The organism is Undibacterium sp., assembly GCF_030683615.1.
Classification (GTDB): domain Bacteria; phylum Pseudomonadota; class Gammaproteobacteria; order Burkholderiales; family Burkholderiaceae_D; genus Undibacterium; species Undibacterium umbellatum.
The window spans coordinates 251,233-264,203 of sequence record NZ_JAUXQE010000005.1 but is presented as its reverse complement, the minus strand read 5'-3'; the positions used below and the strand labels follow the sequence as shown (position 1 = coordinate 264,203).

Below are 12,971 nucleotides of genomic sequence, written 5' to 3'. Positions count from 1 at the left end.
GCTGTCAGTTTTGCTTGTATGCACATACTGACTTAAATACCTATTTGCAAAAAATCCTGGTCCTGCACCAGCGTGGCCAGACTAAGTTCAAACCAGATGTTGCCATCTTTATCCCTATACTTTTTCTTCAACCAGGCCTTGCTTTCAAGCTGATTGTCGTCAAAGGGGATTTCTTCCATTTCTGAAACCGTACGCAAACCCAGAACCTGGGATACCAGCAAGCCACTGTTGAACGCCATGCCAGGTGCAAATGCAACAATGCGGCATTGTGTATCTTGTTTGGTGATATCCATGCCCTGAAAACGTGGCAAATCAATGACACCAGTCAAATTACCGCGAATATTGGACAGACCTATGTACCAGTCGCGCGTCAAGGGCACCCTGGTTAGGGTACCGGCAGTGACGATTTCTCCTGATTCACGCAAATCCAGGAGATAACGCCCCTGTCCTATCATAATGCCCAACTGGCTAAGTTTCGTATAGCCACCACGCTGGGCAGCTTGCATGCGCTCTACCAGCTGCGCCTGAAATTCACGCAGCCGGGTACGACGCACCCCCTTTTCGGGTTTGACAACTTCCAGATTTGCTGCAGCAGTTTCACGCACAGTCTGATTCATGAGGCAATCCGAAGATATCTTATTATTGATGCAAGAATTAAAACTTGTCTAGCCGGATTAACCGAGAGCAGAAATTTTCGCCAGCAATTCTGCCGGGTCAATAGGCTTCACCAGATAATCGCGGGCACCCTGACGCAAACCCCAGATACGGTCAGTTTCCTGATTTTTACTGGTGCAGATAATTACCGGCACGTCTTGTGTGTCAGGGTCTTTGGCGATCGCACGGGTAATCTGGAAACCATTTTGCCCAGGCATGACCACGTCCATCAATATCAATTGTGGTTTGTCTGCCTTGATTTTGCTCAGGGCTTCTTCGCCGTTTTCAGCTGTTGATACTGAAAAACCATTTTTCACCAATACATCGGTCAGGAAATAGCGTTCTGTTGGAGAATCGTCTACTACCAGAATTTTTTGAATGGCCATCTTGTTTTACCTCACATTAACTAACTTAACTATATAAATCTAGGTCGCCGAAGTGTAATTTCTTACCGTTTTCAGCAGACTATCCTTTGTAAAAGGCTTGGTCAGATACTCATCAGAGCCGACCATGGCACCACGGGCGCGGTCAAATAAACCGTCCTTAGAAGACAACATGATTACCGGTGTATCCCGGAATTTCGCGCTTTTCTTAATCAGAGCGCAAGTCTGATATCCATCCAGTCTAGGCATGAGGATATCGCAAAAAATCAGGTCTGGATGAGAATCGTTAATCTTGGCAAGCGCATCAAAGCCATCTTCTGCCAATACTATCTTGTATCCGGCCTGCCCAAGAAAAATCTCGGCCGAACGGCGTATGGTGCTGCTATCGTCAATCACCATGATTTTCAAGTTCTCGTTGCCTGTCAACGTTGACATAAAATCATCTCTTCCCGGCAGTATTAAGGTTACATATCACTGTAACAAAAAAACGCACATTTGCGCTTTTTTTCCTTGAATAAACATATTAAGCAACATCAAAATCGACAAATCGATCAGATTGCCACCATTTCGAAGTCTTCTTTACGTGCGCCGCACTCGGGGCAGGTCCAGTTCATGGGGACATCTTCCCATTTGGTACCGGCTGGAATGCCGTCTTCGGGTGAACCTTGCTCTTCATCATATACCCATCCGCAAATCAAGCACATCCACGCCTTGAAAACTACCTTATCCGTTACCGTATCAGTCACGACTAAAACCCTTCAATCAAGTAAAATATTGAAACTGCTGCAAATATTCTGTTTGCAATGTGTTACTAATGGCAATTGCGCGAGTAATTTAAGTCCTCGCGAAGTCAGCTATATTAATCTACCCAACGTGCAAAACCAAATTTCTCCACTAATACTTAGCTTTGGCGCATCAGATCCTGTTGCTGCCACTGGCATTCATGCCGATCTGGCATCGTTTGCGGCCATGGGCTGTTACGGCCTGCCTGTCATGACTGCCATTTTAACTGGTGATACGTCGCAAATCGATGATTTACATCCACTTGATGGCGATTTAGTCGATGAACAGGCACGCACCGTGCTGGAAGACATGCAAGTACTGGCCTTTAAGATCGGTCAGGTCGGCAGCGTCGAAAATGTCACCGTCATCGCCGAAATTGTCTCAGACTATCCCGAATTGCCACTGGTACTGGATCCCTTCAACGCCGCCCTGGCAGAGCAGGGGCCGGAGGCTGAGGATCTGGTACTGGCAATTCGTGAATTACTGATACCCCAGGCCAACCTGCTGATGATCTCTGCGGTAGAACTGTCACGCCTGGCAGAAACCTGGAAAGACAGTAGCGACACAGAAACTGAAACCCGTGCCGACGCTAATGTTCAAACAGAAGATCTGGCTGACGATGTCATGACACTCATCGAATCCGGCTGCGAGTATATATTAGTCACAGGCACAGCGGGTGAAACCGGTGAAGTAGTTAACACTTTATATAATGAGTCTGGAGCCGTCCGGCGTGATGCTTGGCAGCGCTTGCCTGGCTCGCATGCCGGGGCTGGCTCTACTTTGTCTGCCGCGATTGCCGCTCTGCTGGCTAACGGCCTGGAAATCCCCGAAGCCGTGCTTGAAGCCCAGGAATTTACCCATGCCGCCTTGAGCCATTCACAAAGGCTGGGCATGGGCAGATTAATACCAGACCGTTATTTCTGGGCCAGAGAAACCGAACAGACCACACTGTAGCCACCTATCCACACCGCATTCGCATCATCACTTACTTAAGCTCCATTATGACCGATAAAAACGACATCCTGTTTGCCCGCGCCCAAAAGACCACGCCTGGTGGTGTGAACTCTCCTGTGCGCGCCTTCCGCTCCGTCGGTGGCACGCCGCGCTTCATCACGCGCGCTGCCGGTCCTTATTTCTGGGATGCAGAAGACAAGCGCTATATCGATTACATAGGCTCCTGGGGTCCCGCCATCGTCGGCCACGCGCACCCTGAAGTCATCAGCGCTGTACAGGAAGCAGCCGCTCGCGGCCTCAGTTTTGGCGCACCAACGGAGGGTGAGATCGAGATGGCAGAAGAAATCTGCAAACTCGTGCCCAGCATAGAACAGGTACGCCTGGTGTCCAGTGGAACAGAAGCCACCATGAGCGCCCTGCGCCTGGCGCGTGGCGCCACCAAACGCGACAAGATCATCAAGTTTGAAGGTTGCTATCACGGCCACGCAGATTCCTTACTGGTCAAGGCTGGCAGTGGCTTGCTCACATTTGGCAACCCAACTTCTGCCGGCGTGCCGGAAGACTTCAGCAAACACACTCTGGTGCTTGACTATAATAATTGCGAACAGTTGGAAGAAGTCTTCAAGTCCATCGGTGACCAGATCGCCTGCGTGATCGTTGAACCAGTCGCTGGCAATATGAACCTGATACGCGCCACGCAAGAATTCATCAATACCATGCGCAAGCTGTGTACTGAACATGGCAGCGTTTTGATTTTTGATGAAGTGATGTGCGGCTTCCGCGTGTGCCTGCATGGTGCGCAGGCATTGTATGGTGTGCAGGCTGACCTGACTTGCCTGGGCAAGGTCATCGGTGGTGGTTTGCCGGTAGCTGCCTTTGGTGGTCGTGCTGATTTGATGGGACACATGGCGCCTTTAGGTGGCGTGTATCAGGCTGGCACCTTGTCAGGCAATCCGGTCGCCGTAGCAGCGGGCATGACTACCCTGAAAATTATCCAGGAAGCAGGCTTCTATGAAAACCTGACAGCGCAAACCCGAAAACTGGTAGATGGCTTAAGTGCCGCCGCAAAAGCTGCCAACGTCAGCTTTTGCGCGGATGCCGTCGGTGGCATGTTTGGTCTGTATTTTGCCAATGAAATACCAGGTTCTTATGCCGCCATGATGGCCAGCGACAAGGAAAGATTCAACCGCTTCTTCCACCTGATGCTGGACCAGGGCGTTTACCTGGCACCATCTGCTTTTGAAGCAGGCTTCGTTTCTGCGCAACATGATGATGCCATCATTGCTGATACGATTGCTGCGGCTGAAAAAGCTTTCGCACAACTCTGATCCCCTGACTATCAGAGACTATAAGAGAGCTTGAGAATCAAGCTCTCTTATATATTAGCAGCTTCAGTTTTTCGATCTAAAATCCACCTGCCCTGGCCTGCCTGGCAAATTCAAATTCGCATGCGGCACCGGCGTCTGGCTGATGACTTTGCCGCGGCGCAGCACGTGGGTGCGGGTGGCGCGCAAACGTATTGCTTCCACAGGGTCGCTGGCGTCGAGTAACACCAGATCAGCGTTGCAGCCGACTTCCAGACCATATCCTTCCAGGCCCAGTATACGCGCCGGTGCAGCAGTCACTGCCTGGAAACACTGACGCATGGCATCCTGACCGGTCATCTGCGCCACATGCAAACCCATTTGCGCGACTTCCAGCATGTCGCCAGAACCCAGGCTATACCAGGGATCCATCACGCAGTCATGGCCGAAGGCGACTTCTATGCCAGCGGCCAGCATCTCAGGCACGCGCGTCATGCCACGGCGTTTGGGGTAAGTGTCGTGACGGCCTTGCAGGGTGATATTAATCAGGGGATTGGCGATGGCTGCCACACCGGCTTCACGTATCAGAGGCAGTAATTTACTGACATAGTAATTATCCATGGAATGCATGGAGGTCAGGTGCGAACCAGCTACCCGCCCCTGCATGCCCAGCCTATGCGTGTGATAAGCCAGGGTTTCTATATGGCGTGACAAGGGGTCATCCGATTCATCGCAATGCATGTCGACCCGCAAACCTTTTTCAGCAGCGAACTCGCATAGCAGGCGTACCGATTCGGCACCGTCGGCCATAGTGCGTTCAAAATGCGGTATGCCGCCGACTACATCCACCCCCATGGCGATGGAACGCTTGAGATTATCCATGGCCGTAGTGCTACGTAAAATACCATCTTGCGGAAAGGCCACCAGTTGCAAATCCAGATAAGGAGCAACCCGTCGTTTTACTTCCAGCAAGGCTTCTACGGCCAGCAAACGGTCGTCGCAAATGTCCACATGCGAACGCACCGCCAGCAAACCCCGCCCCACTGCCCAGTCGCAATAACGCATGGCCCGCTCGACCAGCGCTTCTTGCGTCAGCATAGGCTTAAGCTCCCCCCACAAGGCTATGCCTTCCAATAAAGTGCCAGACTGGTTAACACGTGGCAAACCGTAACTGAGCACGGCATCCATGTGAAAATGGGCATCAACAAATGGTGGCGTCACCAGGTTGCCATTGGCATGGATTTCTTCTACCGCACTGACGGGCAAAGCCATATCAAGCGCGACTATGCGGCCATCCTGGATAGCGATATCGATACCCTTGCGACCATCTGGCAAACTGGCATTGCGAATGACAAGATCGTTCATCAGAAATCTCTCTATATGATTAGTACATAGTTATTGCAGAAAATATGCGCCATGAACCTCATCCTGCGTCATAATCTTGGCACAGAAAGGCAGGAATCTTATGGCAACAATGAAGCAAGTCGCAGAGAAAGCCAGGGTTTCAACAACCACGGTTTCTCACGTCATCAATAATACCCGTGTCGTCAGTGAAGATGCACGTGAACGTGTGCTGGCCGTGATCCAGGAATTGCGCTACATCCCAAGCGCTGTTGCCCGCAGTCTCAAAAACGATCGCACCCATACCCTGGGCATGATGATACCGAATAACTCCAATCCCTATTTTGCAGAAATCATACAGGGCATAGAAGACGCTTCATTTAAGCTGGGCTATAACATCATTCTGTGCAATTCCTATGATGATCCGAAAAAGCAAGCAGCTTATATCCGGGTGCTGATGGAGAAACGTATTGATGGACTGATCCTGGTATCGTCGGGATCAGATGAAGAACTGACGCAATTGCTGGCTGACGAAGGCATACCCAAGGTGCTGGTGGATCGTGAAGTGTCGGGTGTAGTGGCCGACTTTATCGAAGCTGACCATGAACAGGGTGGCTACGAAGCGACCCGCTACTTAATAGGACTGGGTCACAAGCGCATTGCCTGCGTTGCCGGACCCGACATACTGCTACCCAGCGGTGATCGCGTCACCGGCTATCGCCGTGCCTTGCAAGAAGCCGGACTTGAATTCAACAGCGCATATCTGTTGCATGCTGACTTTACCAGTCAGGGCGGTTTTAACGCCTTCCAGCAATTGCTGGCGCTGCCACAGCGACCCACAGCTATTTTTGCCAGCAATGATTTGATGGCGATAGGCGGCATCAGGGCAGCCAATGAAGCCGGCATCAAGATACCGGAAGCCTTGTCTGTCATCGGTTACGATGATATTGCCCTGGCCTCGTTCAGCACCCCACCATTGACGACAATAGCGCAGCCCAAGCAAGCCATAGGCAACCTCACGGCACAAATACTGGTCAACCGCATTGTTGACCCGGAAGCGCCATTAAGGCGAGAAATGTTGAAGTCACAACTGGTGATACGGCAATCAACTGCCAGCATACCGTGTGCTGAGTAAAGCTTTGGAACTTACCCGATAGAATTAATCAACACCTGCAACAATATCAAAATAATCATGGGAGAAAAATCCAGGCCACCGATGGCAGGGATCAGCTTCCTCACTGGTTTCAGGAAAGGCTCGTTCAAAGCCCGGACAAAAGGAGCGAAAGGCGCACTGGGGTTTACCCAGCTAAACAATACCTCCAGCAACAGCAAGGCCATAATCTCATAAATTACCCATTGCGCCAACGTGATGCCGGCGATTATGAAAACCTGTTCGATCAAGAATACGGGGGAAATCATCCAGACGATAAAGCCTGCTGCAACCAAGGCAACCAGTATGGCAGCGAGCAGAGTCGCCCAATCGTAACCGGCAAAACCGGGAATGATGCGCCGGATAGGATGCACCAGCCAATCTGTCAATTTGAAAATTGCTTGCGCCAGCGCTGCAGGAGGCCGAATTCGCTGCGCCTGCATCCAGAAACGTAGCAACAGAAAGCCAGCAAATATTCCCGTGACAGCTTTGATAACATAAATTAAATTATTAAGTAACACGACACACCCTTAAAAAAAACCCACTGCATGACGAATCAAACAGTGGGTATTGTGCCTGAATAAAACCAGGCCACCAAGCATATCAAGGATTACGCTGGGCGATTACCAGTTGGGAAAGGCCATGCTGCATTTGGACTAACAACGGTTTTTGCATCAGGTGTCGCTGGTTTTGCTGGAGCGGCCTTTTTTGCGGCTGGCTTAGCCGCGGCTTTTTTTGCTGCTGGCTTTGCTGCTGCTGGCTTAGCGGCTTTGGCTGCTGCAGGTTTGGCAGTTGGCTTCGCTGCTGGTTTTGCCGCTTTAACTGCTGCTGGCTTAGCTGCTTTAGCAGGCTTGGCGGCAGCTTTTGCTGCTGGTTTAGCTGCTGGTTTAGCTGCTGCCTTAGTTGCTTTAGCCGCTGGCTTGGCTACTGCTTTAGCTGCTGCTTTTTTCGCTACTGGCTTAGCGGCTGCTTTTTTAGCTGCTGCTGGTTTGGCTGCTGCCTTAGTAGCTTTCGCTGCTGGCTTAGCAGCTGCCTTGGTTGCTTTCGCTGCTGGCTTAGCTGCTGCTTTTTTAGCTACTGGTTTAGCTGCCTTGGCTGCTTTAGCTGCTGGCTTAGCTGCTGCCTTGGTTGCTTTCGCTGCTGGCTTAGCGGCTGCTTTTTTAGCTACTGGTTTAGCTGCCTTGGCTGCTGGTTTAGCAGCTGCCTTGGTTGCTTTCGCTGCTGGCTTGGCTGCTGCTTTTTTAGCTACGGCTGGTTTGGCTGCTGCCTTGGTTGCCTTAGCTGCTGGCTTGGCTGCTGCTTTTTTAGCTGCTGCTGGTTTAGCTGCTGCTTTAGCTGCTTTAGCTGCTGGTTTAGCTGCAGCTTTTGCTGCTGGCTTGGCCGCTGCTTTTTTTGCTGCCGCTGGTTTAGCTGCTGCCTTAGTTGCTTTAGCTGCTGGCTTAGCTGCAGCTTTTGCTGCTGGCTTGGCCGCTACTTTTTTCGCTGCTGCTGGTTTAGCTGCGGCTTTTTTTGCAGCAGGCTTCTTGGCTGCTACTGGTTCGTCCGGGGACGGTTGTGGTGCTGTTGCCATTTTGTTTCTCCTTCGATTGAGATGGAAAAAAATCAGATAAAAATTAAATCCGCTCGATCCATTCAAGCGGATTATTCATCGGCACAAACATGATCGCTGTTTGCGCTAATGAATTCTGCACCGGCCGAACTGCTCCATCCCCTCTATTGATGGGGCACTTCAGCCATCATGGTTTGCTTAATGTTACTTAATGCCGGCTCCTCGCCTGGCGGCAAACCCAAAAACGCCCGCATTAAAGCAGACGCCGGTATCCTTTTGCGAAATACAAAGACCAATAGCCACAATACCCAGTGTAGCCAGGTATTGCGGCACTAACAGTTCAAAACAATGTTGTCTATGACTGTCCATTCAGTTTGGTGAGGCCTCTCGCGTTTTACATCTTGTGCAAATCATGAGCAATCCCGGGGGGACACTGACAGCTTGCGGCGTTTCCTGATTTGATGATTTGCGGTGTTTGCATTTCCTATCTGGGGTCTTGCAAACCCAAATTCAACATCACATCAAAACTTCAATCACATGCTCGCACTACTTGATCAGAAATCCCTGACCCGGATTTTGGCGATCGCTTGTTCAGCAATTATTCCCAGTTGAGGGCTCCGCCAGTTTGATACTCAATTACACGTGTCTCAAAAAAGTTGCGCTCTTTTTTCAGGTCTATCATTTCACTCATCCAAGGGAAAGGATTTTCTTCCTGAGGGAACAGCGTTTCGAGACCAATTTGTTGTGCGCGGCGATTTGCAATGAAGCGTAAATAACCCTTGAACATTGGCGCATTCAAACCGAGCACTCCACGCGGCATTGTATCCTCTGCGTAACGATATTCCAACTCCACAGCACGCAAAAACAACGATTTAATTTCATCACGAAATGCTGGCGTCCACAAATGCGGATTTTCCATCTTAATTGTATTGATTAAATCGATCCCGAAATTGCAATGCATCGATTCGTCGCGCAAGATGTATTGATATTGTTCTGCCGCGCCCATCATTTTATTTTGACGACCAAGCGCCAGAATTTGTGTGAAGCCAACATAGAAGAACAGACCTTCCATCAGGCAGGCAAATACGATCAGGGACTTGAGCAAAGTCTGATCTGCCTCGGTGGTGCCAGTCTTGAATGCAGGATCAGTTAACACGTCGATGAAAGGAATCAGGAACTGATCCTTGTCGCGAATGGAATCAACTTCATTGTAGGCGTTGAAGATTTCTGCTTCATCCAGACCCAGCGATTCAACGATGTATTGATAAGCGTGAGTATGAATCGCTTCTTCAAATGCCTGACGCAACAAATACTGGCGGCATTCCGGTGCCGTGATATGGCGGTAAGTACCGAGCACGATATTGTTGGCAGCCAGGGAATCAGCGGTGACAAAGAAACCGAGATTACGTTTCACCAGTCGACGCTCATCTTCGGTCAGACCATTTGGGTCTTTCCAGAGTTCAATATCACGCTGCATATTGATCTCTTGCGGCATCCAGTGATTAGCGCAACCTGCCAGATATTTATCCCAGGCCCATTTGTATTTGAAGGGGACCAACTGATTCACGTCGGTGGTGCCATTGATAATGCGCTTGTCAGCAGCATTGACACGGCGCGTCACATTTTCAGCAGCGATTGCGACTGGCTTATTGACCAGCGCAGGATTGAGAGCGACTTCCTGTGTTTGCAAACGTGGCTGCAAATCCATGCCGCTTACCTGACGTGGTGCTGGCGTTGCCGCGCTCGCCGGAGCTGCCGGCTGGACTTCATCATCCCAAGATAACATTATCTATTTCCTTACTTTTTGTAACAGCTTGTTCTTCAAGGGAAGAAGCAAGGCTTCTTCCCGCAATCTCTTGACACTTATTGGCAAGCTTCGCACTCTTCAAAACCGGCATCACCTGGACGCAACATACAGGCCGGGCCATCGGTTTCCTGAGCTGGTGCTGCGACATAGCCACCACCACTACCATCCACCCCAACCGCATTCAATGCACCTGTTTTGCTGGTGGATTTTTCAGTGTGCGTTGCACCTATGGTACGCAGGTAGTAAGTGGTTTTCAAACCACGCAACCATGCCAGCTTGTAAGTCTCGTCCAGTTTCTTGCCGGACGCACCTGCCATATAGATGTTCAGGGACTGTGCCTGGTCTATCCATTTTTGACGACGCGCAGCCGCCTCGACCAGCCAGGACGGGCTGATTTCAAATGCAGTTGCATACAGGGCACGCAGATCTTCCGGGATGCGATCAATGCGGGCCAGGCTGCCATCAAAGTATTTCAGGTCAGAGATCATGACTTCATCCCACATGCCGCGGTCTTTCAGATCGCGCACCAGATGTTCATTGATCTCGGTAAATTCACCGGATAAATTCGACTTCACATACAGGTTTTGGTAAGTCGGCTCGATACAGGCAGCTACACCAATAATGTTAGAAATTGTTGCAGTCGGCGCAATCGCCACGCAATTGGAATTGCGCATACCAAATTTCTTGATGCGGTCACGCAGTGGGTACCAGTCCATGGTTTCTGAGAAATCTGCTTCCAGATAACCGCCGCGTTCTTCGGCCAGCATCTTCAGGGAGTCTTGCGGCAGGATGCCACGGTCCCACAAAGAGCCAGGATAAGAACTGTAACGGCCACGCTCCTCAGCCAGTTCAGTCGATGCCCAATATGCGTAATAGCAAACGGCTTCCATGGAAGTATCAGCGAACTGTACGGCATCCATCGATGCATAAGGGATGCGCATCATGTGCAGGCAATCCTGGAAACCCATGATACCCATACCGACAGGACGGTGGCGCAAATTGGAATCGCGTGCCTTCTTCACTGCATAGTAGTTGATGTCGATGACGTTATCCAGCATACGCATCGCTGTACGCACAGTTTTTTGTAATTTAATGTGATCCAGCTTGCCGTCTTTCATGTGGGCAGGCATGTTGACCGAACCCAGATTACATACAGCGATCTCGCTATCGTTGGTGTTCAGAGTGATTTCTGTACACAAGTTCGAACTGTGAACTACGCCGACATGTTGTTGTGGCGAGCGGATATTGCAAGGATCTTTGAAGGTGATCCATGGGTGACCAGTTTCAAACAGCATGGACAACATCTTGCGCCACAAGTCCAGTGCCGGGATTTTTTTCGACAGCGTCAGTTCACCATTGGCGGCTTTTGCTTCATAAGCGACATACGCCACTTCAAAAGCCTTACCAAATTTGTCATGCAGGTCTGGTACATCGGATGGGGAGAACAAGGTCCAGTCGCCTTTTTCCATGACACGCTTCATGAACAGGTCAGGAATCCAGTTCGAGGTATTCATGTCGTGAGTACGGCGGCGGTCATCGCCTGTGTTCTTGCGCAGATCGAGAAACTCTTCGATATCCATGTGCCAGGTTTCCAGATAGGCACACACTGCACCCTTGCGTTTACCACCCTGGTTAACAGCCACCGCCGTATCGTTGACGACTTTCAGGAAAGGTACAACACCCTGGGATTTACCGTTCGTGCCTTTAATGTGCGCGCCGAGCGAGCGTACTGGCGTCCAGTCATTGCCCAGACCACCTGCATATTTTGCCAGCAGTGCGTTTTCCTTGATGGCTTCGTAGATGCCATCGAGATCATCGGCAACTGTCGTCAGGTAGCAAGAAGACAGTTGTGAACGCTGGGTGCCGGAATTGAACAGGGTCGGTGTCGAGCTCATGAAGTCAAAGCTGGACAAGAGATTGTAAAATTCTATTGCGCGGGTTTCGCGATCGATTTCGTTCAGGGACAGGCCCATCGCTACACGCATATAGAAAGCCTGAGGCATTTCTATTCGGGTACCACGTACATGCAGGAAGTATCGGTCATACAAGGTTTGCAAACCGATATAACCAAATTGCAGATCGCGGTCAGCAACCAGAGCATTCGCCAGTTTCTTCAAATCAAACTGCCCCAGTTTGGCATCCAGTAAATCTGCTTCGATACCCTTCTTGATGAATTTCGGGAAATACTCCAGATATTCTGCAGCAGCATCCTGTTGCGCCACTTCTTTGCCAAACACCTCTTTACGGACCGTATGTAAGAGCAAACGTGCCGTGACCTGGCTGTAGGCCGGTTCTTTTTCCATCAGCGCGCGGGCGGCCAGGATGGCGGATTTATACAATTCTTCTACCGGTACGCCGTCGTACAGGTTTTTCAAAGTCTCTGCCAGAATCGCATCTGGATCCGCCAGTTTGTCGAGACCCAGGCAGGCAGCGGCAATCATCTTGCGTACTTCTGCCACGTCCAGCGGACGAGGCTGTCCATCAACAATCACATGTAATTGTGGTGCGGCGGCTTCTACATGGCCAGGCGCATCGTTGACACGGCGACGCTCTTCCATTCGTTTGGCACGGTACAAGACATAAGAACGGGCGACATCATGTTCGCCTGAGCGCATCAGCGCCAGTTCAACCTGGTCTTGCACATCTTCTATGTGGAAAGTACCACCGGCAGGCTGGCGACGCAGCAAGGCGGCAACCACGCTGGCTGTCAATTGCTCAACCAGCTCGCGTATCCGGGCCGACTCTGCACCATGTCCACCGTTCACCGCCAGGAATGCCTTGGTCATGGCGATGGCGATCTTGGATGGCTCAAAGCCAACCACGGAACCATTACGGCGAATGATGCGGTATTCGCTATAACTGTTCAGGCTGGCGGCAGCAGGTGTGGCTGCGGCATGCAAGCCTGAGCCCAGTTCTGGCTTGGACAAAGTGGATATTTCGTTAGAAGAGTGCATTGATCCTCCGGATGCGGTGTTATTTTTTGCCAGCAAAGTTCATGGATACAGAACTCAGCCAGTCAGGGGGTTAAACGGGATACGCGCAATAC

Annotated in this window: 12 protein-coding genes; 4 read left to right on the top strand and 8 right to left on the bottom strand. The window is 50.7% G+C overall.

Translation table 11 applies throughout. From position 1 onward, the window contains the following. Positions 1-32: 32 nt before the first annotated feature. The 4 genes from Q8K39_RS02495 to Q8K39_RS02480 form a co-directional block, all read right to left on the bottom strand. Positions 33-617 (bottom strand): chemotaxis protein CheW, encoded by a 585-nt coding sequence (locus Q8K39_RS02495; protein ID WP_230413597.1) that lies wholly within the window; start codon positions 615-617, stop codon positions 33-35. A gap of 57 nt (positions 618-674) precedes the next feature. After that, positions 675-1,040, bottom strand: coding sequence for a response regulator transcription factor (locus Q8K39_RS02490; protein ID WP_186952120.1), 366 nt, complete (start codon positions 1,038-1,040; stop codon positions 675-677). A 39-nt stretch (positions 1,041-1,079) separates the two neighbouring features. Continuing rightward, positions 1,080-1,472 carry a PleD family two-component system response regulator gene (locus tag Q8K39_RS02485; RefSeq protein WP_186952119.1) on the bottom strand — a complete coding sequence of 131 codons (393 nt, stop codon included), beginning with the start codon at positions 1,470-1,472 and terminating at the stop codon, positions 1,080-1,082. A gap of 116 nt (positions 1,473-1,588) precedes the next feature. Then, positions 1,589-1,741 carry a rubredoxin gene (locus tag Q8K39_RS02480; RefSeq protein WP_110255217.1) on the bottom strand — a complete coding sequence of 51 codons (153 nt, stop codon included), beginning with the start codon at positions 1,739-1,741 and terminating at the stop codon, positions 1,589-1,591. A 169-nt stretch (positions 1,742-1,910) separates the two neighbouring features. Here Q8K39_RS02480 and Q8K39_RS02475 point away from each other — a divergent pair, with 169 nt between their 5' ends. Together Q8K39_RS02475 and hemL are read left to right on the top strand one after the other, a co-directional pair. Further along, complete coding sequence (locus tag Q8K39_RS02475; protein WP_186952118.1) at positions 1,911-2,774, top strand: hydroxymethylpyrimidine/phosphomethylpyrimidine kinase; 864 nt, start codon at positions 1,911-1,913, stop codon at positions 2,772-2,774. A gap of 47 nt (positions 2,775-2,821) precedes the next feature. After that, on the top strand, positions 2,822-4,102 hold the full coding sequence (gene hemL, locus Q8K39_RS02470; protein WP_305258153.1) for a glutamate-1-semialdehyde 2,1-aminomutase: 1,281 nt from the start codon (positions 2,822-2,824) through the stop codon (positions 4,100-4,102). Positions 4,103-4,165: 63 nt separating this feature from the next. On the opposite strand, the gene Q8K39_RS02465 is transcribed toward hemL, so the two are convergent. Beyond that, positions 4,166-5,443, bottom strand: coding sequence for an amidohydrolase family protein (locus Q8K39_RS02465; RefSeq protein WP_305258152.1), 1,278 nt, complete (start codon positions 5,441-5,443; stop codon positions 4,166-4,168). A gap of 100 nt (positions 5,444-5,543) precedes the next feature. Between Q8K39_RS02465 and Q8K39_RS02460 the strand changes: the two genes are divergently transcribed. Next, positions 5,544-6,554, top strand: a complete 1,011-nt coding sequence (locus Q8K39_RS02460; protein ID WP_186952115.1) for a LacI family DNA-binding transcriptional regulator — start codon at positions 5,544-5,546, stop codon at positions 6,552-6,554. Between the two features lie 11 nt (positions 6,555-6,565). Here Q8K39_RS02460 and Q8K39_RS02455 read toward each other — a convergent pair whose 3' ends face one another. Continuing rightward, complete coding sequence (locus Q8K39_RS02455) at positions 6,566-7,090, bottom strand: YggT family protein (protein WP_305258151.1); 525 nt, start codon at positions 7,088-7,090, stop codon at positions 6,566-6,568. Between the two features lie 264 nt (positions 7,091-7,354). Here Q8K39_RS02455 and Q8K39_RS24915 point away from each other — a divergent pair, with 264 nt between their 5' ends. Further along, the gene (locus tag Q8K39_RS24915) at positions 7,355-8,179 is read left to right on the top strand and encodes a hypothetical protein (RefSeq protein ID WP_370868543.1); all 825 of its coding nucleotides are present in this window, start codon (positions 7,355-7,357) and stop codon (positions 8,177-8,179) included. Positions 8,180-8,716: 537 nt separating this feature from the next. Here the strand turns inward: Q8K39_RS24915 and Q8K39_RS02445 are convergent. Together Q8K39_RS02445 and Q8K39_RS02440 are read right to left on the bottom strand one after the other, a co-directional pair. Next, positions 8,717-9,904: a ribonucleotide-diphosphate reductase subunit beta gene (locus tag Q8K39_RS02445; RefSeq protein WP_186952113.1), complete on the bottom strand. Its 1,188-nt coding sequence runs from the start codon at positions 9,902-9,904 to the stop codon at positions 8,717-8,719. A 77-nt stretch (positions 9,905-9,981) separates the two neighbouring features. After that, positions 9,982-12,879, bottom strand: a complete 2,898-nt coding sequence (locus Q8K39_RS02440; protein ID WP_186952112.1) for a ribonucleoside-diphosphate reductase subunit alpha — start codon at positions 12,877-12,879, stop codon at positions 9,982-9,984. Between the last annotated feature and the right edge of the window lie 92 nt (positions 12,880-12,971).